Source organism: Pisciglobus halotolerans (assembly GCF_900113675.1).
Taxonomy (GTDB): domain Bacteria; phylum Bacillota; class Bacilli; order Lactobacillales; family Carnobacteriaceae; genus Pisciglobus; species Pisciglobus halotolerans.
This window is the reverse complement of record NZ_FOQE01000001.1, coordinates 133075-156093: the sequence shown is the minus strand read 5'-3', so window position 1 is coordinate 156093 and position 23019 is coordinate 133075. Positions and strand designations below refer to the sequence as shown.

At 38.0% G+C, this 23019-nt stretch carries 18 protein-coding genes and 2 pseudogenes; 15 read left to right on the top strand and 5 right to left on the bottom strand.

Annotated features, from left to right (window positions below; genetic code table 11):
- Positions 1-86: 86 nt before the first annotated feature.
- Positions 87-1286, bottom strand: coding sequence for a NupC/NupG family nucleoside CNT transporter (locus BM057_RS00720; protein WP_218147427.1), 1200 nt, complete (start codon positions 1284-1286; stop codon positions 87-89).
- A gap of 518 nt (positions 1287-1804) precedes the next feature.
- Between BM057_RS00720 and BM057_RS00710 the strand changes: the two genes are divergently transcribed.
- The 13 genes and pseudogenes from BM057_RS00710 (at position 1805) to BM057_RS00640 (ending at position 15845) form a co-directional block, all read left to right on the top strand.
- Entirely contained in the window at positions 1805-2155 is a 351-nt protein-coding gene (locus BM057_RS00710) for an ASCH domain-containing protein (protein WP_218147426.1), read from the top strand.
- A 151-nt stretch (positions 2156-2306) separates the two neighbouring features.
- Positions 2307-2650 (top strand): annotated as a pseudogene (locus tag BM057_RS00705) (PadR family transcriptional regulator).
- A gap of 394 nt (positions 2651-3044) precedes the next feature.
- Entirely contained in the window at positions 3045-3470 is a 426-nt protein-coding gene (locus BM057_RS00700) for a hypothetical protein (RefSeq protein WP_143074458.1), read from the top strand.
- Positions 3471-4272: 802 nt separating this feature from the next.
- The gene (locus BM057_RS00695) at positions 4273-4671 is read left to right on the top strand and encodes a hypothetical protein (protein WP_047392774.1); all 399 of its coding nucleotides are present in this window, start codon (positions 4273-4275) and stop codon (positions 4669-4671) included.
- A gap of 254 nt (positions 4672-4925) precedes the next feature.
- Positions 4926-5252 (top strand): GNAT family N-acetyltransferase, encoded by a 327-nt coding sequence (locus BM057_RS00690; RefSeq protein WP_425439004.1) that lies wholly within the window; start codon positions 4926-4928, stop codon positions 5250-5252.
- Between the two features lie 145 nt (positions 5253-5397).
- Positions 5398-7215, top strand: a complete 1818-nt coding sequence (gene pepF / locus BM057_RS00685; RefSeq protein WP_092090764.1) for an oligoendopeptidase F — start codon at positions 5398-5400, stop codon at positions 7213-7215.
- Between the two features lie 1439 nt (positions 7216-8654).
- Positions 8655-9098 carry a cytidine deaminase gene (locus BM057_RS00670; protein ID WP_052181903.1) on the top strand — a complete coding sequence of 148 codons (444 nt, stop codon included), beginning with the start codon at positions 8655-8657 and terminating at the stop codon, positions 9096-9098.
- Between the two features lie 237 nt (positions 9099-9335).
- Positions 9336-9617 (top strand): DUF2188 domain-containing protein, encoded by a 282-nt coding sequence (locus tag BM057_RS00665; protein WP_047392783.1) that lies wholly within the window; start codon positions 9336-9338, stop codon positions 9615-9617.
- Between the two features lie 500 nt (positions 9618-10117).
- Positions 10118-11434, top strand: coding sequence for an arginine deiminase (locus BM057_RS00660; protein ID WP_092090788.1), 1317 nt, complete (start codon positions 10118-10120; stop codon positions 11432-11434).
- A gap of 66 nt (positions 11435-11500) precedes the next feature.
- Positions 11501-12514, top strand: a complete 1014-nt coding sequence (argF, locus tag BM057_RS00655; protein WP_092090761.1) for an ornithine carbamoyltransferase — start codon at positions 11501-11503, stop codon at positions 12512-12514.
- Positions 12515-12606: 92 nt separating this feature from the next.
- A pseudogene (gene arcD / locus BM057_RS00650) lies at positions 12607-14037 on the top strand (arginine-ornithine antiporter).
- 15 nt (positions 14038-14052) lie between these two features.
- The gene (arcC, locus tag BM057_RS00645) at positions 14053-15003 is read left to right on the top strand and encodes a carbamate kinase (RefSeq protein WP_092090760.1); all 951 of its coding nucleotides are present in this window, start codon (positions 14053-14055) and stop codon (positions 15001-15003) included.
- A gap of 134 nt (positions 15004-15137) precedes the next feature.
- Positions 15138-15845, top strand: coding sequence for a Crp/Fnr family transcriptional regulator (locus BM057_RS00640; protein WP_092090759.1), 708 nt, complete (start codon positions 15138-15140; stop codon positions 15843-15845).
- A gap of 107 nt (positions 15846-15952) precedes the next feature.
- Here BM057_RS00640 and BM057_RS00635 read toward each other — a convergent pair whose 3' ends face one another.
- Complete coding sequence (locus BM057_RS00635) at positions 15953-17458, bottom strand: YfcC family protein (RefSeq protein WP_092090758.1); 1506 nt, start codon at positions 17456-17458, stop codon at positions 15953-15955.
- Positions 17459-17554: 96 nt separating this feature from the next.
- Complete coding sequence (locus BM057_RS00630) at positions 17555-18133, bottom strand: GNAT family N-acetyltransferase (RefSeq protein WP_092090757.1); 579 nt, start codon at positions 18131-18133, stop codon at positions 17555-17557.
- 191 nt (positions 18134-18324) lie between these two features.
- Here BM057_RS00630 and BM057_RS00625 point away from each other — a divergent pair, with 191 nt between their 5' ends.
- Both BM057_RS00625 and BM057_RS00620 read left to right on the top strand, forming a co-directional pair.
- The gene (locus BM057_RS00625; RefSeq protein ID WP_092090756.1) at positions 18325-18777 is read left to right on the top strand and encodes a CopY/TcrY family copper transport repressor; all 453 of its coding nucleotides are present in this window, start codon (positions 18325-18327) and stop codon (positions 18775-18777) included.
- Positions 18778-18851: 74 nt separating this feature from the next.
- Entirely contained in the window at positions 18852-19055 is a 204-nt protein-coding gene (locus BM057_RS00620; protein ID WP_092090755.1) for a heavy-metal-associated domain-containing protein, read from the top strand.
- Between the two features lie 128 nt (positions 19056-19183).
- Here BM057_RS00620 and BM057_RS00615 read toward each other — a convergent pair whose 3' ends face one another.
- Positions 19184-21070: a heavy metal translocating P-type ATPase gene (locus tag BM057_RS00615; protein WP_092090754.1), complete on the bottom strand. Its 1887-nt coding sequence runs from the start codon at positions 21068-21070 to the stop codon at positions 19184-19186.
- A gap of 301 nt (positions 21071-21371) precedes the next feature.
- Positions 21372-22715, bottom strand: coding sequence for an MATE family efflux transporter (locus BM057_RS00610; RefSeq protein ID WP_218147425.1), 1344 nt, complete (start codon positions 22713-22715; stop codon positions 21372-21374).
- Between the last annotated feature and the right edge of the window lie 304 nt (positions 22716-23019).

Sequence of the window (23019 nt, the reverse complement as noted above, 5' to 3'; positions counted from 1 at the left end):
ACAAACCTGCTAAACAGAGAAAATCTTTGTTTAGCAGGTTTTTAAGATTATTTTATTTATTCTTCTATAGTCTGTTTAAACGATAGTTATAAGAACAACCCGACGATCGTACCGCTTAAGATAGACACTAGTATTGAAGCCAACAACATTTTTAGTCCGAATTTTGAAACTTCTTTTGCTTTAGCGCCGTCGATGGCTTGAATCGTACCGCTGATGATCCCAATACTGCCGACAGCTCCAAATGAGGTTAAGAAAGTCGAAACGATTCCGATCGTTCTTGCGGACAGTTTTTCCATCATAGGCTGAAATTTTAAAATGGCTGCAAATTCATTTGCCAATAATTTAGTAGCCATCACACTGCCGGCTTGTAGTGTTTCGTTAGCTGGGATTCCCATTATAAAAGCAATCGGAGAGAAAACATAGCCGAGGATGTTGGTCATGCTGATGCCTGCAATGGCGCTCACGATACCATCTAACAAGTCTAGTAAACCTAAATAAGCAACCAGCATGGCAGAAACAATTAAAACCACTTTTCCGCCGTCCAATGCTCCTGCAGAAATTGCGTCGAATACATTATTGGTGGTAACCAATTCATCGATTTTGATAGCCTCGTCCTTAACCGTTTCTTTTTCAATTGGTGCAGCGATCGAGCCGATGATCAGTCCGCCAAGCATGTTCAACATCATGCCGGATAATACATATTCAGCTGGAATGATCGTCATATAAGAAGCGATGATCGAAGCTGAAACACTAGACATGGCCGATAAACAAACAATAAATAAACGATTCTTTTCCATTTTAGGCAGATGATTTTTGATGGCCAGTAAGGCTTCAGATTGACCGAAGAAGACGCTATTGACGGCATTAAAACTTTCTACCTTTGGAAGACCGGTAGCCTTAGACACAAAACCGCCGATATACTTGATCACGATCGGCAATATTTTGATGTGGTTCAGCAAAGAAAGCAAGGCAGATGTGAAGATGATCGGCATCAACGCTGTTACAAAAAAAGGAACGCCTCCAGCTGGAACCCAGCCACCAACCACAAAATCTACCCCCGTTTTTGCATAGTCGATCAGTTTAGCAAAGCCTCCTGAAACAAATTGGATACTGTTTAATCCAACGGTTGTTCCTAACATAAACCAAGTTAAAAGCAACTGACCGAGGATCATGATCAAAATAGGCTGGTAACGAATACTCTTCTTTTTATTCGATATTCCCCACGCAATCGCTAAAACAATGATGATTCCTAAAATACTAATAAAATAATGCATAATGTTATTCACTCATCTCTTCTTATTATGTAATAGATTTACCCTTGTTGCATCGCCTTAAAAGTCCTTCATCTCATGCCTATTGATTCTGACCAAAACCTCCTTTTTACATGAGTCTTCAATCGATGTTGCAGATTTTTTCATTTATTCATTTTTTTAGAATAAATATCAGAAACATTAGACAAGTGTATCAGACAAACAGATGTTCTTTAAATAGATGAAACGACTTATTTTTTCAGAAAACGTCTTCTTTTAGAAAGACATTAAAATAAACGATTTTTTTCGTTTTATATGAAAAATAGCTGAGGAAATGTTTAAAAAACTTTCTATTTTTATTCGTTTTCATAACAATTGTATTAAAAAGTATAAGCGGTATAATAAGGGGAGCTATTACAAAAGAGCATGAAAAAATATTGTTGACCATTTTGTGCTGTCACCTAAATTATTACTCAGATGTGGGAAGAATATAAAAAAATAAATCCGAATGCCCCAAAGATTAAAGTGCTTGGGCATTTGGTGATTCTAAAAAAATGGCCAATGAACTTGCTGAATTGGTGATAGCTGGCACAAATTCAGCTACAGCTTCTAATTATTCTCTATATGAGAAAGATGATCTAATACCGTATGTTGGTCTTTATAACATTGTTTTAGATGGCGATGGAAGAGCAGCAGCTATTGTTGAAACTACTTCCGTTGAAGTGGTACCTTTTGATGAAGTAACGGAGGAACACGCATACTTAGAAGGTGAAGGTGACCGAACATTGAGATACTGGCGTGAAGCTCCTGAAGACTTTTTTAAGAAGGGATTTAAAGAAGTCCATCAAGCGTTTAACAATAAAGTTCCAGTGTTATGTGAAAAGTTTAAAGTGTTGTATTTCTAAAAAAAAGCTAAATTGTTGAAAAAAGTCTTCTGGCCTGTAAAAAGCGTCAGAGGACTTTTTTTAGTGATCCCCTATATTACATACACTGTGTTGATTTCATCAGTTCATATTGGCTAGTATGTTATACCTTATAGCAAAAGGAGTCTCGTTTATGAACAATACTCAGCTACTGAAAGGAATATTGAAGGTTGTGTACTATTAGTCATATCAGAGGAAGAAGTCTATGGTTACGAATTGGTACAGAAATTAAAAGGAATAGGTTTTTCAGAGATTATTGGCGGTACAGTATATCCTTTGCTGCAAAAATTAGAAAAAAAAGGCTATTTAAAAAGCAAAATGAAACCTTCTACTGAAGGACCGAATAGAAAGTACTATTTTCTAACACCTGAGGGTAATATAGCTTCTAAAGAATTTGTAAAGGAGTGGCAGCTTTTAGAGAAAATAGTTAATCAAATCATTATGAAGACTGGAGGGGATAATCATGAACAATACTGAAACGATAGAAGAAATGAGCAAGATGACTGATTTATTGCGAGAACAGCTCACAAGAGAAAATGAGAAATACTATAGTGACTTGCTCATTTACATAAGAACTGCATGACTTTTTTAGTGATAAGGAAATAGAATCTAGTTGGCTTGAAATTTTGCAAGATATGCTTAGCGCACAGCAAGATGGCGTGAAGGCTAGAGAATATTTTGGCAAAGAACTAAAGGAACAGCAGACCAATTCATTTCAAATTTTTCCAAAATAGACCATTGGAGGAAATTTTAGTTATTTGGCTATATATTTGGACTGAGTACGTTATGCTACTTTATGGGAGAGGGGTCCTCTCATACTAATCAATTGAATTTACTTCCGATTATTTTGAATGGGGTTGTCACAGTAGTATTGATACAATTGATTCTTTGGGGAATTCACAAAAGTATCTATATTAAAATACCTACTCATAAGCTAACAAAATTTTTCATTTTGTGGTTATTAAGTATAGGAATATTAGGATTATTCGTAGGTATTCAGTTCATTCAACCAAAAGCATGGATGATTCCAATTCGCTTACCTATCTTCATTGCGATAATTATTGTGTGTTTAGTTATTTTTACTGGAATAACTTTTTTTGGAAAAAAAGAAAGACGCGTGTTTTTAAAGGCATGGTTACCGTTCATTTGGGCGAATGGAATTTTCGGTATATTGCAAAGTATTAATCCAACTAGAAAGTTATTTTCACAACATGTAGGATGGTTTATAGCTGCTCTTGTACTAAGCATGTTATGGTTTTGTTTAGTGATGTTTCTAGAAAGCAAAAGGAAGAAGTAGTTGTAGGAATTGTTGGCAAGAAAGAGCGACAATGAGTGTTGTATCTTATTAGAAATTTACTATCTAAAAGCTGCAGGTGAAGAGGGTAGCAATATGATCTATCGAAAAGAAAAAATCAAAAGATTCTGCAATAAATGATCAGTATGATTATGATTGTCATTACCTTTTAATTGCACTAGAATATAAATTGACTTTCAACAATGTAAAAGAAAAAAACTTAGTAAATCGAAGAAAAGATATCTCGCGCTTAGGATTAAGAGGAATGGTAACGGGGACACTTGTATCCTTATTAAACGCCGCGATCGCTGGAATGTTTCTATAAAAAGTTAAGGCGAGAAGCAAAGACAGTTTTTGGAGATTTTTTTCATTAGATAGAGGCTATACATATAGTGAATAGTTTACATGCTATCTACTAAAAAATAAGATGTGTCGTTGCTTCCGTTTTTTCTGTTCCTTTAAGAAATTAACTTTTTTAGTTTCTATCACTCGTGCATACAACGACATTCCTTTTTCTTTGATCAACAGGCATCAATGATGGAGGATAAAGGAATGTAGCTTCATCAAAAGATAGCAAAGTGATTCAGCTGTACATAAATGACACTAGTGCATGCAAGTCATGCTCTAGCGTCATTTTTTCTTTTGAATTGATAATACAAGCTTTCTCTCGTAGAATAAGAGTTGTTCAACACCTGACTGATGAAGAAAGATACTTGCCTTTATCAAGTGACACTCGTAAAAATTCCTTGTATTTGTATTACTTTTTACCTGAAAATGACTAGATCAAAAAGGAGTGCTTTTACGTATGGCTATCACAGTTATACGACGAACGGGTTGGGTGGGCTCAGCCTCAGCTATTACCCTCAAAGTAAATAATGAGAAAGTTGAAAAAGTCAGAACTAGGCAACAAGTAGAGGTCGATCTTCCAAGTAATGAAGCAAATTTAACAGTGACCCAAGCAGGCGCTAAAAGTAACGAAATAGTTGTGAAAGACGGAGAAATTGTTGAAATCACGAGCAACAAATGGTATCAGCTTCTCTTTGTTTTGCCTTTTATCATTATTTTTCTTCCTAATCTCGTATCCAATGTGACGCTTATGTTGATTGGCTTAGTCCTTCTAGTTGGACTGGCGATAAGTGCTGCATTTTTATTTGAAGCTTTCCATCTAAAAGTCGTGGATGAAACGACTAATAGAACTCAATAGAGGCCATTCAACTATTGATGGATTGATTACTTTTGAAAATGATTGAGGATTAAAAAACAGTCTACTTTATAGTGACCTTGGTGTTATCCTATCGCTAGACAACTGATAGTATGCTGAAAAAGATTACAGGAAATAAGGAGGAAGAGAATGTTAAGAGAGATACAGTTATCAGATGCAGTTTCGCTGAGAGAAATAAACGCCAAGCAACTTGGCTATGATGTTCCGTTGGAGTTGACGCAACAGCAGCTTAAAAAATGATGACCGATGCAGAGCATCATTATTTTTTGGTTTATGAAGACGAAGAAACAAAAAAGGCTGTCGGCTATATCCATGCTGAAGTTTATGCGACCATCTATTCCGATACCTTATTTAACGTTTTATCTCTTGCTGTAGATGGAGATTACCACAAACAAGGAATTGGCAAAAAATTGATTTTTGCACTTGAAAAAGAGGCTGCAAAGCGTCATTATGCAGCCATCAGATTGAATTCAGGTGAAGCAAGAAAAGAAGCACACAAATTTTATGAAAATATTGGTTATACAATGGAAAAGTATCAAAAGAAATTTTGGAAATCACTATAGTGCAGCTTTAAAGTGAACATTTTTTATTGATCTTTTCAAATTTCCTATTCGTTTCTTTAACATTCTGCTATTCTCTTTTGAATGAGTGTTATACTAGAAAAGGATGAGGTTTTGTTAACCATAGAATCAAAAGAGGAGCAATGTTATGTCAAAAGAAGAAATGAAGACACGGGCAGAAGTTCCCGTTGAGCAAACTTGGGATACTTCTGCTTTATATGAAACAAAAGCAGCTTTTGACCAAGCTGTCGAAGAGTTGAAAAAAAGCGTCACTAAGCTGGCAACAGATTATGAAGGCAAGCTAACAGATGCTGAAACCATTATTTCAGCGTTAAAAGATTATGGACACATTGAAAAGATGGCTTCTTGGACGTATCATTACGCTTTTTTGCCAGAATCAACGGATATTACTAATGCTGAAAATGTAGAATTGTCTCGCAGCATGTCTAACTTGTTGGCAGAGATCGGATCAAAAACGACTTTCTTTGCTGCAGAACTGAAAGCTGCAAGTGATGATGTGTTGGATGAAGTTGTTGCAAAAGCACCACAATATGCCTCTTTTATTCGCCATATCAAAAAAGATAAAAAAATCCAACTAGAGTTGCCGGTCGAAAAAGCACTGGCTCGCTTAAGTCCCGTATTAAATGCGCCAGAAAATATTTATGAACAGGCACGTTTGGCTGATATGGATTTTGGTACATTTGAAGCGGAGGGAAAGGTATACCCACTAAGCTTTGTTTTATATGAAGATTATTATGCTTATCACCCGAACACAGCGATTCGTCGAGCTGCTTTTGATAAATTTTCAAACGCCTTAGCGCAATATCAAAATGTAGTAGCTGCTGCTTATTATACACAAGTCCAAAAAGAAAAGACGATAGCTACCATGCGTGGGTTTGACTCGATTTTTGATTACTTATTGTATGATCAAGAAGTTGACAGAGCAATGTATGATCGACAAATCGATACCATCATGTCAGAGCTGGCTCCTGTCATGCAAAAATATATCACCCATCTTAAAGAGGAAAACAGCCTAGACAAGATGACCTATGCGGATGTGAAAATCGATTTAGATGCTGCTTATTCACCAGAGGTCACGATTGAAGCGTCTAAAGGTTATGTCGAAGAAGCCATAGCTATCTTAGGCCAAGATTATGTAGCCCGCGTCATGAAAGCTTACCCAGAACGTTGGGTCGATTTTGCACAGAATAAAGGGAAATCGACAGGCGGATTTTGTACTAGCCCTTATGGTACTCATCCTTATGTTTTGATGTCTTGGACTGGTCAGCTGTCGGATGTATATACGCTGATCCATGAATTCGGACATGCCGCTCAAGGACTGCTGGCTGCTGAAAACAATGACATTTTAGGAGTAGAGCCTTCACTTTATTTGATCGAAGCTCCTTCAACCTTTAATGAGCTATTGTTGACGCATTCCTTGCAGCAAAAAGCGACCAACGCACGTTTAGAACGCTATGCTTTGGCTAAAATGATCACCAACACTTATTTCCATAACTTTATTACGCATCTACTGGAAGCCGCTTATCAGCGCGAGGTCTATCAATTGGTAGATGAAGGCAAAGGATTTGATGCAGCTAAGTTAAATGAGTTGAAACGTAACGTGTTGAAACAATTCTGGGGTGACGCCGTCGAAATCAATCCAGGTGCCGAGTTGACTTGGATGCGACAAGTTCATTACTATATGGGATTATACTCTTACACTTATTCAGCAGGACTGACGATTGCTACACAAGCTTTCTTGCGTATCAAAGAAGAAGGTGCCCCAGCAGTAGAAGACTGGTTAACTTTCCTTAAAACAGGAGACCAATTCGAACCAGCCGAAGCTGCTAAAGTAGCGGGTGTCGATATTACAACAGACAAACCATTGAAAGACACCATTCACTTCCTAGACGAATCAGTCGACCGAATAATCGAACTCACACAAGAATTAAAGGATGTGGAGTGAGGCTGATAGAGGCGACGGGAAAATAAAAAAGCGCGACACAGAGCATCCCGCGCATGTGAGCGGCTTTTGAATTTTACCCGAGACTCTGCCTCACGCAACTCAACTAAAAGGATGTGGAGAAAGTCCGCAAGAGTCACAGCAAAAACAGGAAGTTGTTGAAGAGAGCAGCGAAGCGCGCATCAAGACAACTTATCTTTTTTGCAAAGACTCTGGCTTTCGCAACTCAAATTAAAGGATGTGGAGTGAGGCTGATAGAGGGAAGCACTAACGCAGAAACAGCTGTACGCTTCATGATCGAATTAAATACATGAACAAAAGCGAATGAAGCTAGAAAGATTGTAACTTCATTCGCTTTTTTATGGTTCTGTATATAATAGTTAACGTTAGTCAGTAAAAAATCCTTTCTTTTTAAAGCTAAATCCGTTAGAAATACATTTCTAGACATATCAGTAGCTCCATCGGCCATAAGAATGTTCTTTATCAACGTTAGAAGATGAAGAACATTTTTTATATCACGCTTGCTGAACAAAGGAAACATGTACTGCTGTCAATGTTTTCGGTTACTTTATTTGGTAGTAACTGCAAGCTTTTAGAGCGATTTGCACAAAAATCCTGCAGTTTTGAAGTGGTTCAATCCTAACATCACGGAACTGAAGAAGCGGAAATAACTGCATGATCTATTATCCAGCAGGCATTAACACTACAATGAACAAACTTTAGACAGCAGTCTTTTCTTTCTAAGTGGATGATTTTTTTGATCTGCATGAAGTCATTATTTATGATAAGCTGCTTTCAATAGAGGTTATTTCCTTTTGAAATTTTTGTATTCGAAGACTGCAATCAGTTCGAGTTGGTCAATAAGTAGTGTTAATAACAAACTCGATGGGCGCAACTAGCTTGAGTTAGTCAATAAGAGGCGTTAATGACATACTCGAATGCCACAACAAGTTTGAGTTGGTCAATAAGAGGCGTTAATGACATACTCGAATGCCACAACAAGTTTGAGTTGGTCAATAAGTGACGTTAATGACATACTCGAATGCCACAACAAGTTTGAGTTGGTCAATAAGTGACGTTAATGACAAACCCGAGTGCCGCCATCAGTTTGAGTTGGTCAATAAATGATGTTAATGACAAACTCGAGGGCTGCAACGAGTTTGAGTTGGTCAATAAGCATCCACATTCGAAATTAGTTCAAGTTGATGCACAAACCGAGTATCTTACCGAATCAGAAGTTGTAATGGATTTGGATGGACATACATTTGTCAACGTTAAAGTTTAAAGATAATGAATGCTCTTTATGCAAAGGGGCAGAAGAAACGGAAATAACGGCGTGTAATTCATTTACAGTTTATTGTGTTCGTTGTAGTGTTATATATACCATTAGATAAAAAAGAGTTTGTTTTTCTTCTATCCTTTTTTTGAACAATAATGGTATAATGAAAAAACCACAAGCGATTACAAAGGAGGAAAAGACAGTGTCTGTAACGAAAGAAGAATTAATGGAAAGTGCACGAAAAATAAAAGAAAAAGCTTATGTTCCCTATTCTCATTTTCCAGTTGGGGCAGCGTTATTATTAAAGGATGATACGATCATCAATGGCGTTAATGTGGAGAACGTGTCTTTTGGCGCAACTAATTGTGCAGAGAGAACGGCTTTGTTTACAGCTCTCACACAAGGCTACCAAAAGGGTGACTTTAAAGCCGTTGCGATTGCTGGGGATACAGAAGATTTTCTACCTCCTTGCAGCATTTGTCGGCAAGTATTTGTAGAATTTTGTTCTCCTGACATGCCAGTTTACTTAACAAATGAAAAAGATGAAATCAAAGAATTAGCGCTGATCGATCTTGTTCCTCATGCTTTTACCGATTTAGATATGTAACATTTGCTGCTTAAAAGAAAAAGCATGCTGCTGGCAATATTTTCTAGTAGGTTTCAAGAAACAATTACATGTCTAGCGTTCCAGTAAAACTTCTAAACCTTGCCAGTTTCAACTAACTGTTTAATAGGATAGCAACAATGACCTTCTGAAGAGAAAGACTTTCTTCAGAAGGCTTTTTTTTTTGACTGACATGTAAGACAATGATAGATTGAAGGCAAAGAAAAGGAGGAATGTAACATGGCTAAAGATGATCACAAAAACCGTTCAGAATATTTTGAGGATAGAGCAGGAACGAAAGAAGCAAGATATCACGTTGTTCCGGATGACGAAAAAGGTTGGGCAATCAAGGTAGAAGGGGAAGATGGTCACCAACATCAAACAGACTCCAAAGACGAGGCAGTCAAAAAAGCTAAAGAATTAGCAAAAGATGCAGGAACAATGGTATATGTCCATAGTGAACATGGAAAAATCGAAGAACAATTTAACTATATGGACGATGATAAAGATCAGAAAAAATAGCAGCGACAAAAGGAATAGAGATGCAACGGAATAGCTCAGAAGAAAACGATCCGTCCAAATGCACTTCCCATTTGATACGAGGAAGTTGTTTTGGACGGAATGTTAAATGAATGATTACATTCACTTTCTGGAGCTATTTTTTTTGTATAAAAAACAACTATGCAGTACCACAAACTTTCCTGTTTTGTTACAATAAAATATTTTGTTCGATAAAAATGGTTGAATTTAAGCGCTTTTTGTTTGTTTTGAAATTTCTAATAATTTTTTTAGTTTATTCTCATTTCTAATAAAAGTTGTATAAATGAAAAAAATATGCATGATTAGTTGGGGAAAATGAAAGAATATTCTGAGTTAAGAATATTTATAAATCGCTTCCAATATTTTGTGAAGCAGTCGACATTTGGAATGTGTGTTTTACTTTTATTTGCTAGCTGAAAACGTTATTATAGGGGTGTAGCAAATATTAAATACAGGGAGGTCTTATCATGGTAGAGCAAAAAATGCCTATTCATGTTAATTCAGAAATTGGAAAACTAAAAACAGTCTTGTTAAAGAGACCAGGAAAAGAAGTAGAAAATTTAACTCCTGAAATTATGGAGCGTTTATTGTTTGATGATATCCCGCATCTGTCAGTGATTCAAAAAGAACACGATGCTTTCGCCAAAGCTTTGCAAGATAATGGAGTTGAAGTTCTTTATCTTGAAAAATTAGCAGCTGAAGCAATCGATGAAGGTGGGATCAAAGAAGCCTTTCTTGAAAAAATGTTGGATGAATCAAATATTGAATCTCCAAGCGTATATGAAAGATTGAAAAAATACTTGCTAGATATGGATACGCAAGAAATGGTCGATACCATTATGGCAGGTGTACGCAAGAAAGACGTTAATATTCCTAAAAAACATTTGAGCGATGTAGCTGAAGATGGTGGTGATCCTGCAGGTGAAGAAAAATCCGCAGATGCTTACTTTACAGAAGATATTACAGAACACTTAAGTGAAGTTTCTAACGATGATGACTATCCTTTCTACATGGATCCAATGCCAAACCTTTACTTTACAAGAGACCCAGCAGCTTCTTTAGGAAATGGATTGACGATCAACCATATGACATTTGCAGCACGTCAACGTGAATCATTGTTTATAGAAGCAATCATTGAACATCATCCACGTTTTGCTGGTCAAGATGTTGAAGTATGGCGCGACCGCAATCATACTTCGCATATCGAAGGCGGAGATGAACTTGTGTTAAGCAAAGACGTATTAGCTGTAGGTATTTCTCAACGGACATCTGCACAAGCTATCGAAGAATTGGCGATCGAGTTGTTCAAACGGGAAGCTCCTTTCAAAAAAGTGTTAGCCATCAAGATTCCAAACGTAAGAGCAATGATGCACTTAGATACAGTGTTTACAATGGTTGACTATGACAAGTTCACCATTCACCCTGGTATCCAAAGCATTGGTGGATCTATCGATGTTTACATTCTTGAAAAAGGCGACCAACCTGACAAAGTGAAAATCACGCACAAAACAAACTTGCAAGAAGTATTGAAAGAAGCATTAGGTGTTGAAGAATTGACATTGATTCCTTGTGGTGGCGGAGATGCTATCGCGGCTCCTCGTGAACAATGGAATGATGGATCCAACACATTGGCTATTGCACCTGGCGTTGTGGTAACTTACGACCGTAACTATGTTTCTAACGCATTATTGCGCGAACACGGTATCAAAGTGATCGAAGTCGAATCAAGTGAATTGTCTAGAGGACGTGGGGGTCCACGTTGTATGAGCATGCCGCTTGTTCGAGAAGACCTTAAATAAAAAGAACAAACGAACAATAGCAAAAAAACAACAAAACGATATAGAACGATAATGGAGGAATAAAACATGAGCAGTATTTTTCAAGGACGCAGTTTATTAGCAGAAAAAGACTTTACGAAAGAAGAATTGACTTATCTAGTTGATTTTTCTCAACATTTGAAAGATTTGAAAAAACGCGGTATTCCACATCGCTATTTAGAAGGCAAGAATATTGCTTTACTATTTGAAAAATCTTCAACTCGTACACGTTCCGCTTTTACTGTCGCTTCGATCGACTTAGGCGCCCACCCGGAGTATCTTGGAAAAGATGATATCCAATTAGGTAAAAAAGAATCCGTTGAAGATACAGCTCGCGTTTTAGGAAGCATGTTCGATGGAATCGAATTCCGTGGATTCAAGCAAGAAAGCGTTGAACAACTGGCAGAATATGCTGGTGTACCTGTTTGGAACGGATTGACTGACAAATGGCACCCAACTCAAATGATCGCTGACTTCTTAACAGTCAAAGAAAACTTTGGCCGTATCGAAGGCATCACTCTCGCTTATGCAGGTGATGGACGTAACAATATGGCGCATAGTCTACTTGTTACAGGCGCTATTTTAGGTGCAAATATCCGTATCGTAACGCCTAAATCCTTATTCCCATCTCAAGAAATCATTGATTTGGCACAAGGCTTTGCTGACAAATCCGGCAGTGAATTATTGGTTACGGACGACGTACAAGAAGGCGTGAAAGACGCTGACGTTCTCTATACAGACGTTTGGGTATCAATGGGTGAAGAAGACAAATTCCAAGAACGGGTTGAATTGTTGAAACCTTACCAAGTCAATATGGATATGATCAAAGCAACTGGAAAAGAAGATGTCATCCTCTTGCATTGCTTGCCAGCTTTCCATGATACAAATACTGAATATGGCGAAATGGTCAAAGAAAAATTTGGTATTAGTGAAATGGAAGTAACAGATGAAGTTTTCCGCAGTAAATATGCTCGTCAATTCGACCAAGCAGAAAACCGGATGCACTCCATCAAAGCTATCATGGCTGCAACACTTGGAAACTTATTTATTCCAAAAGCTTAGTAGCAGAGGGAAAAAGAAGGTAAAAGACGAGGGGCTATGAAACTTTTCATGGCCCTTTTTTAAATCAAAAACGAGCATAATTGAGGAGGAAAATGATGGAAGAGAAAAAATTAGGATTAACTCCCTTAGTTGCCCTCGTTGTAGGGTCGATTATTGGCGGCGGCATTTTCAATTTAATGACGGATATGGCTTCTCAGGCTTCTCTTGGTCCGGTTATTATTGGATGAGTCGTTACTGGACTGGGAATGGGCTTTTTAGCTTTTAGTTTTCAAAACTTATCTGCTAAACGTCCAGATTTAGATGCAGGAATATTTAGTTACGCACAAGAAGGCTTCGGCAAATATATGGGATTCAACTCGGCCTGGGGATATTGGCTCTCAGCCTTTCTAGGAAATGTTGCTTACGGAACGCTTTTATTTAGTTCGATCGGTTACTTTTTCCCTATCTTTGGTAATGGGCAAAATTTAGCTTCTGTTATCGGTGCTTCGGTTATGTTGTGGCTAGTACATGCATTGATTCTAAAAGGAATTGAAACAGCTTCTTTTATTAACACTTTGGTCACCGCTGCAAAGTTGATTCCATTAGCGATCTTCTTTGTCACCATGATCGTTGCCTTTAAATTAGATGTTTTTACAGCCGATTTTTGGGGAACTGTTTCAGGTAGTTTCAACTTTGGCGATGTCATGAGCCAAGTCCAAGGAACAATGCTGGTTACCGTTTGGGTATTCATCGGTATTGAAGGAGCAGTTGTTTTTTCAGGTCGTGCTGAACGGAAATCGGATGTTGGAAAAGCGACGATCATCGGTTTGATCACAGTGATTTCAATCTATTTATTAACCACTGTTTTATCTATGGCCGTCATGACAAGACCGGAATTAGCTGACTTGCCGCAACCGGCAATGGCCTATTTATTAGAAAGTGTTGTCGGAAAATGGGGCGCGATCTTGATCAACATTGGTGTGATTATTTCCGTTTCAGGTGCCTGGTTAGCATGGACGATGTTTGCAGCGGAATTACCTTACCAAGCCGCTAAACAAGGTTCTTTTCCGAAGTTCTTTGCAAAGGAAAACAAGAATAAAGCTCCTGTGAACTCTTTGATTTTTACCAATGCATTGATCCAGCTATTTTTATTTACATTTTTAATCAATGATAAAGCTTATCACTTTGTTTTCTCACTTGCTTCATCAGCTATTTTGATTCCTTATGCATTTACAGCTTTTTATCAGTTGAAACTGTCTTTAATGGAACCAAAAGAAACGAAAAAAAGAAACCAAAATATCATCATTGGAGTCGTCGCTAGTATTTATGCCATTTGGCTGATTTATGCAGGCGGAATCGATTATTTACTATTGACGATGCTGTTATATGCTCCGGGAATCATTATTTACGCATGGGTGCAAAAGGAAAATAAAGAAAAACTCTTTACTAAAGCAGAATGGGCAGTAGCAGGTATCATTGTTGCACTCTTTATCTTAGCGATTATTCAAATTGCAAATGGCACGATTGATATTAATAACTTATAAAGGAATGTGATGGAAATGAAAAACAGAAAAATTGTAGTGGCTTTAGGCGGCAATGCGATCCTTTCAACAGATGCAAGTGCTCAAGCTCAACAAGATGCACTAAAAAGTACAGCAGAATACCTTGTAAAATTTATCGAAAATGGCGATGACATTATCATTTCTCATGGAAACGGACCTCAAGTGGGAAACTTGTTATTACAACAAGAAGCTGCAAATAGTGAAAAAAATCCAGCTATGCCGCTAGACACTTGTGTAGCAATGACACAAGGTAGTATTGGCTATTGGTTGCAAAACGCAATGGATCAAGTTCTTTCTGACCGTCAGCTGGATAAAGAAGTTGTCTCACTTGTCACTCAAGTAGTTGTAGATGAAAACGATGCAGCTTTTAAAAATCCAAGTAAGCCGATCGGACCATTCTTAACTCAAGAAGAAGCAGAAAAAGAGATGCAACAGTCAGATGCTGTCTTTAAAGAAGATGCAGGTCGCGGTTGGCGTAAAGTTGTTCCATCACCAAAACCAGTAAGCATCAAAGAACATAAAGTGATCGATCAGTTGGTTGAAGCTGGAGTGATCACTGTTACAGTTGGCGGCGGCGGCATTCCAGTTGTTCAAAGAAATGGCCAAGTCGAAGGTGTAGAAGCTGTGATCGATAAAGATTTTGCTTCTCAAAAACTAGCAGAGTTAGTAAAAGCAGACTTACTTGTTGTTTTAACAGGAGTTGATAATGTATATGTCAACTACAACAAACCAGATCAAAAGAAACTGGAAACTGTTTCAGTCAGCGAAATGAAGCAATACATCAAAGAAGATCAATTCGCAGCCGGCAGCATGTTACCAAAAGTAGAGGCAGCGATTCAATTTGTTGAAGGTTATCCTGAAGGGAAAGCGATCATCACGTCACTAGAAAATATCCAAGGTGTTTTGACAGAAGAAGGCGGAACGATCATTACAGCAGATAAAGCTTAATTGTAAAAACGTTTATTGAACAGAAACTAAAACAATTTAGAGCGCAAAGCAAAGGCAGAATCCTTTCCTTTGCGCTTTTGTGCTATAATGAACGAGTAAGAAAATAGGGAAAGAAAGTCGGTAGGTGATTGTAAATGGTCACAGCTCATGAGAAAAGCAGAAATAAAGAAGAATTGAGAAATAAACGCGTGTTTGCTGATTTTACAGCAGAAGAGTTTAGACGACTGAAAAAAAGTATGCGTCTACGGAAATACAAAAAAGGGCAAGTATTATTTGACGAAGGTGATAAGCGGGATAAAGTTTTCTATCTTATCGATGGACTGGTTAAGTTGGAACGCTATGATCAAAGTGCCGTCTACATGTATACGAGCTATGTAAAAAAAGATAAACTATTTCCGTATGGGGAACTTTTTTCTGACGACGTTTACCATTATTCCGCATATGCACTGACAGATATTGAACTCTATTACTTTTCTGCAGAATTGTTTGAAGAATTACTCGCAAATAATGCTAAGCAATTGCTTTATTTTTATAAACGGTTATCTACAATTTTAAAAGAACATGAAGAACGAATTCAGTTTCTGGTGGTTTCTAGTGGAAGCAGCAGGGTGATCAAGTCCTTGTCTCTGTTGATGGATGAATTAGGGGAACCAGAAAACAACGCAGAGATAAAGGTGCCTTACCCTATCACCATTTGCGAAGTTGCAACAATCAGTGGTTGTTCAAGAGAAACAGTGGGAAATAAAATTCGTCAGTTAAAAGAAATGGGCAAATTAGATCATCAACATAAATTATTTACATTTAAAGATATTGCATTTTTTAGACATTATTCAGAAGACTAAAAAGGAGTTGGAATCTATCCAACTCCTTTTACTATTTATGATGAAATTTCAAATTTTTTTAGTATGAGCGCTACACAGAGCATACTAAACATCATATTGTTATCTTGTTAGCCAATAACAGCTGCCACTCCTAAAATGACACATGAAGCGATGAAGATGATGACGAGCAGTTTAGCTGTAAATTTCCACCATGTTGTCAATTCGATACCGGCAATAGCTAAAGCCCCCATGACAACCCCTGATGTTGGTGTGATCAAATTGACGATCCCGCTTGCAGATTGATAGGCAGTAACAACAACATGTTGCGGAACATCTGCAAATGATCCTAAAGGTCCCATGATCCCCATTGTAGCAGAGGCTAAGCCCGACGTAGAAGGGATAAGGAAGGACATTGGAATATAGAAAATATAAGTCAAAATGGAGAATAATACAGGCGATAATGAAGATAGATTTTGTTCGCCTAAGTGCAAGATCGTTGCTGTGATCATTCCTTCGTTCATGACAACTTGAATACCACGAGCTAAGGCTACGATCAAGGCTACGCCAAGCAACTCTGCAGCACCTTCAATGAAAGAAGAGACGATCTCTTCTTCAGGAATACGGTAGTAAAGGCCGATCACGATCGCCATTAATAGGAAGAGCATGGTGATCTCCATAAAGTACCAGTTACCAAGCGCAACCATTTGTTGACCAAGTACAGTACCAACAACAGGTAATCCCATCAACCAATTGTTTAGCGTTTCAAAGAACGTCCAATTTTCATTCAATGTAGACCATGGAATTAAGCTGAGGATCATAATGAAGAAAGAAAGTCCGAAAAGCACCATGACAACTTTTTGACGACCAGTCATTGTTTCTTTGTTCCCAGATACCGCAAACTTTTTGCGGTTGGCTTCAAAATCTTCATAGATCAATGAGTTTTTAGGATCTTTTTCAACTTTCACAGCGTAACGGTAAACATATAAAACTGCGATCACATACATCACAACGAAGAAAATCGCACGCCAGAGAATCCCGTCCCCTAAGCTGAGTCCTAAAGCTTGAGAAGCAACGCCTGTAGCAAATGGGTTAACGGTAGAAGCCAGCACCCCTACCCCAGCTCCCAAAAGGACCACAGATACAGCGACAAGTGTATCAAATCCTACCGCCACCATCACTGGAATGATCAACGGATAAAAGGCAACCGTTTCTTCCGCCATTCCATAAGACGTTCCGCCTAAAGCAAAAATCAGCATGAGAATCGGAATGAGTAATTTCTCTTTTCCTTTGTAGTTGCTAACGACTTGAGCGATCCCCGTATCTAATGCCCCTGTTCGGTTGACTACGCCTAAAAATCCCCCAACGATCAAAATGAAAAGAGATACTTCGATCGCCCCTTGCGTCGTATCGGTTCCGATCATTCCTTTGACAGGCGCCATAAAGACATCCCACAAACCTTGAGGATGCTGTTCAACGGTATGATAAGTACCTGAGATAATATTTCCTGCATCGTCTACATTATAATCCCCAGCTGGAACAAACCAAGTAAGAATAGCGATAACGAGAATGATGAGAAATAATACAGTATAAGATGATGGCATTTTGAATCTTTTTTTTCTTTGACTCGCTTCCATGATAAAACCTCCTGTATATTATAATAGTTCACTTCTAGTTTACCAGTTAAAGGTATCGCTTTCAAATAATTACTAACAATCAAAATGTAGAGAAATTCACATTTTTTTAGTAATTGAATCAAATCTTTTTTTGTACTCTTCTTTCAAAATAGCATAACAAATATCGTCAACAGATTGGCCTTTATGCACACGGTTTTTTCTAAGTGTTCCTTCATATTTCATTCCTAATCGTTGCATAACTTTTCCAGAAGCAGGATTTCGAGCATCATGGAAAGCAGCAATGCGTTCTAACTCTAGAATTTGAAAACCAAAATCCAAAATAAGGTAGCCAGCTTCTGTCATGTAGCCGTGGCCTTGATAATTTTGATGAAGCGTGTAACCTAATTCTCCTTTTTTATGTTCTTCTTCTGTGCGCAAGTCAATCGTGCCGATCATTTTATTGGTTTGTTTCAAAACGATGGCGTACTTTCCAAAAGGACTTTTTAAAAAGAAAGAAGCGATCGATTCTTTTGTCTCTTCCAAATTTTTGTGCGCTTCGAAAACAAAGCGCGTTGTTTCTTCATTTGAAGCATATTCAAACATATCCTCTGCATCTGCTAGTTTAACAGGACGCAATAAGATCCGTTCGCCTTCAATCTGTTGGTATGTTGAAAATTTTAGTGCCGTGTGATTCAATATTTTCCCCTCCTATTCGTTAAAACGGTTTTTTTAAGTTTACTATAAAAAGGACCTTGAACAAAGAAAAAGTCTACTTTTTGAATAAATTTTACAAGAAGAAGACTTGACAAAACACGACTACAAATGTAAACTATAGATAAATGAAGAATTTACAAACGTAAATTTCTATGAGAATCGGAGGTAAAGAAATGAAAACAAAAGAACGTGCAACCATCTCTGATGCAGAGTGGGAAGTCATGCGAGTCGTATGGACAAATAAACAGACAACGAGTCGAGAAATCATTGCCATTTTAGAAAGCAAAATGAATTGGAAACCAGCAACAATAAAAACGCTGATCGGACGTCTCGTTGAAAAAGGGATGTTACAAGCAAAACCAGAAGGCAACAAGTATTTGTACCAAGCAGCAGTTAGTGAAGAAGAAAGTGTAGAAGAGAAGTCTTCCGCCTTTTTTGAACATATTTGCAATAAAAAAGCAGGGAAGACGCTTGCCTACCTTTTAGAAGAAGCTGAGCTGAGTTTCGATGATGTGGGGCTACTAGAAAAAGTATTGCAACAAAAGAAACAAGAAGCGGTGACAGAAGTTTCTTGTAAATGTACACCAGGGCAATGTAATTGCAAGGCAAGTTATGATGAAGCATAAAGAGAAGAAGGAAGAAGACGTTATCAAAAAAATAACTTCTTCTGATAGAAAATAATAAAAGGAGAGAATGAAGAATGAAAAAAGAAATGAAAATCGCAGGAATGAAATGTGAAGGATGCGCAAATACCGTCTCTAAGAAATTTGAAGCTGTTTCTGGTGTAGAACGCGCAGTGATTGACTTGGAAAATCAACAAGCTATTGTGGAAAGTGAAAAAGACATTCCAACTTCAGCCTTTAAAGAAGCATTAGCTGATACACCCTATGAAGTAGTCGGCTAAATGAAAAGACTAAAAGAGCAGTTGCAAGGCAGAGAAACCCTCTGTTTTTGCAGCTGCTTTTTTATTATACGTGATGCGAGTTGCAAACTTTTTTATAACACTTCAATCTCAACAATGAAGGCCTATTTTTAAGCTCTTCTTAGTCCTTTTTTGGAAGAAAGCAGCCGCAAACCATTCAAAATTACTAAAATGGTACTGCCTTCGTGACCGATTACGCCTAGAGGCAGCGTGATCACTTGGAAGATATTGCTGATGATCAGCAGCAGGATGACGCTGATAGAGAAAACGATATTTTGAAAAGTAATGTTTTTTAGTTGCTTGGATAATTGATAACTAAAGGTCAGTTGATCTAAATCATTTTGTACAAGAACGACATCAGCTGATTCCATGGCGATGTCCGTTCCTGCTCCCATGGCAACACCAATCGAAGCATTTGCCAAAGCTGGCGCATCATTGACGCCGTCGCCTACCATTGCAACGATCCCGTACTTTTCTTGTAAGGATAAAATCAATTCAGCTTTTTCATCTGGCAATGTGTTGGCATAAATTTCATCGATTCCTAGAGCCGTACCGATCGTTTGGCCAGTAGCTTCCTGATCGCCTGTGATCAAAATCGTTCGAACACCTTGTTGTTTAAAGAATTGAATCATTTCTTTCGCTCCTTCTTTTGGCTGATCCATCAAGCCAAAATAGGCAAGCACTTCTTGATCACGGCTGACATAAATGACTGTTTTTCCCTCTTTTTGAAGCTGTTCGGCTTGTTTTGAAAAAGCTGTTTCATTGTCTTTCAGAACAAAGCTTTTTTTCCCAACATACCAGCTGCTGTGGCCAAAGGTGCCGATTAAACCAAAACCTGTCTTGTCTTCCAAATGATCAGGATGAACAGAAGCTGATAGCTGGTCTTTAAACGCCGTTACCACTGCTTCTGCAAGGGGATGGGTAGAATGCTTTTCAATCGCGACGAGATGAGCTAGGATCTGTTCTTTTTCAGTTTGATCTTTGAAAAAACTGTCTGTGATGTAGGGTTTTCCTTCTGTGAGTGTGCCCGTCTTATCAAAGGCAATGGCATCTAATTCGCCAAAGTTTTCCATATAAGAACCGCCTTTGAACAACATGCCTTTTTTTGCGGCATTGGAAATAGCCGATAAAGCAGCCGGAGTAGCCGAAGCCACCAGTGCGCAAGGTGAGGCGACCGTCAGCAAAACCATGCCGCGATAAAAAGCTTCTTCAAATGACCAGTGGAAAAGAAAGTAGAAAACAGCAATCATAACAGGTACAAAAATAAGCACGGCTTTTACATAAGTATTTTCGATTTTTTCAAGGAAAGTGGCTGTTTTTGAAGGCACGCTTTGCGCTTCTTCGACCAAACGGACGATTTTGGCAAAAAGGGTATGCGATTGATCTTTTGTAACTTGCATGGAAAAGGCTTCCCCTAAATTAAGGGTTCCACCGATCAGTTCAGCTTTTTCGTTTTTTTCAACTGGAATGGCTTCTCCCGTAATCGCTGCCTCGTCGATCAAAGCAGTGGCAGAAGTTAAAACGCCATCAATAGGAATGGCAGACCCTTTCGGAACAAGTAATTGATCGCCGATCGCTACTTGATCCAAACCAACCGTTACAGTAGAGTGATCGGGTTGGATCAGCTGAGCAGTTTCTGGTGTCAACCGCATCAAATCAGCAATTGCGCTTTTACTTTTATTGGTGGCGTAAACTTCAAGCGAGCCGCTAAGAGAAAAAATAAAAATCAACAACGCGCCTTCCATCCAATAACCAATAAGAGAAGCCCCCACCGCAGCTAACACCATTAAGATATCTACGTTTAGATGCTTATTTGTGAAAGTATCAATGAAACCTTCTTTTGCCTGATAAAAACCACCAATCAAAAAAGACAGCAAGTAGATCACAACAGAAGCTGAGAAAAATTGCAGGTAAGAAAGCAGGATCCCTAGCAAAATCAAAAGTCCGCTAGTGATCGTAGCGATCATGGGACGATTTTGCTTTAACAAGTTGCTCATATTTATCCATCCCTTTCACTTGTGATGTTTCTATCTTAATCTTAACACTTTTATGTAAGAGAATAAACGCCGTTATACTGATATTTGGGTTATTAATGAAATGAATTTCACAAGAAACAAGGATAACAAATAAAAAGAGGCCAACTAACGGCTAAACGAGTGTTTAATTGATTTCTTCTCAGTTATGAGCATCCGATCGCATCAACTTGAACGTTAAATTGATTCTGACTTCATCACTAGAAATTTTTGAAAAAGGAAAAAGCGCCTGCCTGATGTGAAAATCGGCCTGCGCTTTGATCCGTTATTTTAATTGATGATTTTTGGGCGTTTCAAAGTAGCGTTTTAAAAAGAATAGTGTTAGTACTAAAGTCAAAACTTCCGTGAACGGTATCGTCAACCAAACGCCAGTCAGTTCAAACAAAGAAGAGAATAATAAAAGCAATGGTATGATCAATACCAATCCTCTTAAAAGAGAAAGAATGAAGGACTGTCTTGGTTTTGCTACTGCTGAAAAGAAAGCAATGGACACAATGTTGATACCCATAAATAGAAAGGCGATGAAATACAGATGAATCCCTTTTTTAGTTATAGCAGCGAGTTGAGCACTGCCTTCGCTGTTAAACCATTGAATAATAGGGTCAGCATAGAGAAGCCCTATACTATAAAACAATAGACCAATCAGTAAAGTCAGCGAAAACCCGTAAATCATCAATTTCGAAATGTTGTCTTGTCTTCGAGCGCCAAAGTTGATACTGGCTAGAGGTTGGATTCCTTGTCCAATCCCTGTAAATATCGCTACGCAAACAAGTGAAATATTAGCAATGATGCCATAAGCAGCCACACCGATATTGCCTACAAGCGTGAGGATCACTTTATTGAATAGGAAAATGACCAGTCCTGAAGAAAATTCGGTAATAAAAGAAGGAAATCCTAAAGAAAAAGTAGAGAAGATATCTTCTTTTTTCCATTTGAATCGAACAAAAGATAGTTTTCTCGTGGAGGAACGCTTATGCAAAGTCAAGATTAACAAACTAATCATGGGGGAAGTGACAGTCGCTAAGGCAGCTCCTTTCATGCCCATTTGTAAAGGGAAAATAAACAAATAATCTAAAACAATGTTCGCTAAACTGCCAATCAGCATACCCGCCATTGATAGATTTGGGTTGCCATCGTTGCGTACAAAGCAGACAACGATATCATTGACGATAAAAAAGACTGAGAAGAAAAGAATCAAACTGAAGTAATCGGTAGCCAATGGAAGAATTTCACCGCTTGCACCTAAGAATGTCAGTAATGGCTTGGCAAACAACATACCCACGATCGTTATTCCTATTCCAATGATGGTCCCTATAAAAAAGGTAGCTGTAAAAATTTGATTTCCTTTTTCCGCTTGCTGTTCGCCATGTGAAATAGCGTATCGGGTAGCACCACCTAAACCCAACATCAAGCCGATGCCATTTAGTACATTGTAAATGGGAATGACTACATTCAAAGCAGTCAAACCGTCTTGACCAACACCATTGGCAACAAAAAAAGTGTCCGCTAAAATATATAAAGATAAACCAAACATACTAAATAAGCTCAAAGAAACATAATGAATAAAAGACTTATGCAGCGGTTGATCTAAAAGATTCATTGATGACATAGCTTTGCTCCTTTCAAAATAAAAGAACACTACCTCTTTTGTCCAAGACCTAACGACAAAAGTAAATAGTGCCTTAAAGGATTCTTTGTCCGGTGACAGTAGAACCCCAGCAAGATAAAATTTTAAGTCAGCATAACACATTCTAGAAGAAAGGTCAAAAAGCGTTGTGGGAAAAATAACGGCAATGAGTTTTTTGAAGAGATTCAGCCAAGGTCATTATAATATAGGGTTTAACCTTTTCTTTTCAGGGCTATAAAAAAGAGAAAGAGGTTCTTAAAGTTTTGTTATTTTTTCCGATAAGGGG

What these genes read in the sequence shown, in the direction of transcription:
- BM057_RS00710 (WP_218147426.1), top strand. Translation starts at nt 1,805, where the DNA reads ATGGCCAATGAACTTGCTGAATTGGTGATAGCTGGCACAAATTCAGCT.
- BM057_RS00695 (WP_047392774.1), top strand. Translation starts at nt 4,273, where the DNA reads ATGGCTATCACAGTTATACGACGAACGGGTTGGGTGGGCTCAGCCTCA.
- BM057_RS00690 (WP_425439004.1), top strand. Translation starts at nt 4,926, where the DNA reads ATGATGACCGATGCAGAGCATCATTATTTTTTGGTTTATGAAGACGAA.
- pepF (WP_092090764.1), top strand. Translation starts at nt 5,398, where the DNA reads ATGTCAAAAGAAGAAATGAAGACACGGGCAGAAGTTCCCGTTGAGCAA.
- BM057_RS00670 (WP_052181903.1), top strand. Translation starts at nt 8,655, where the DNA reads ATGAAAAAACCACAAGCGATTACAAAGGAGGAAAAGACAGTGTCTGTA.
- BM057_RS00665 (WP_047392783.1), top strand. Translation starts at nt 9,336, where the DNA reads ATGGCTAAAGATGATCACAAAAACCGTTCAGAATATTTTGAGGATAGA.
- BM057_RS00660 (WP_092090788.1), top strand. Translation starts at nt 10,118, where the DNA reads ATGCCTATTCATGTTAATTCAGAAATTGGAAAACTAAAAACAGTCTTG.
- argF (WP_092090761.1), top strand. Translation starts at nt 11,501, where the DNA reads ATGAGCAGTATTTTTCAAGGACGCAGTTTATTAGCAGAAAAAGACTTT.
- arcC (WP_092090760.1), top strand. Translation starts at nt 14,053, where the DNA reads ATGAAAAACAGAAAAATTGTAGTGGCTTTAGGCGGCAATGCGATCCTT.
- BM057_RS00640 (WP_092090759.1), top strand. Translation starts at nt 15,138, where the DNA reads ATGGTCACAGCTCATGAGAAAAGCAGAAATAAAGAAGAATTGAGAAAT.
- BM057_RS00635 (WP_092090758.1), bottom strand. Translation starts at nt 17,458, where the DNA reads ATGGAAGCGAGTCAAAGAAAAAAAAGATTCAAAATGCCATCATCTTAT.
- BM057_RS00625 (WP_092090756.1), top strand. Translation starts at nt 18,325, where the DNA reads ATGAAAACAAAAGAACGTGCAACCATCTCTGATGCAGAGTGGGAAGTC.
- BM057_RS00620 (WP_092090755.1), top strand. Translation starts at nt 18,852, where the DNA reads ATGAAAAAAGAAATGAAAATCGCAGGAATGAAATGTGAAGGATGCGCA.
- BM057_RS00615 (WP_092090754.1), bottom strand. Translation starts at nt 21,070, where the DNA reads ATGAGCAACTTGTTAAAGCAAAATCGTCCCATGATCGCTACGATCACT.
- BM057_RS00610 (WP_218147425.1), bottom strand. Translation starts at nt 22,715, where the DNA reads ATGTCATCAATGAATCTTTTAGATCAACCGCTGCATAAGTCTTTTATT.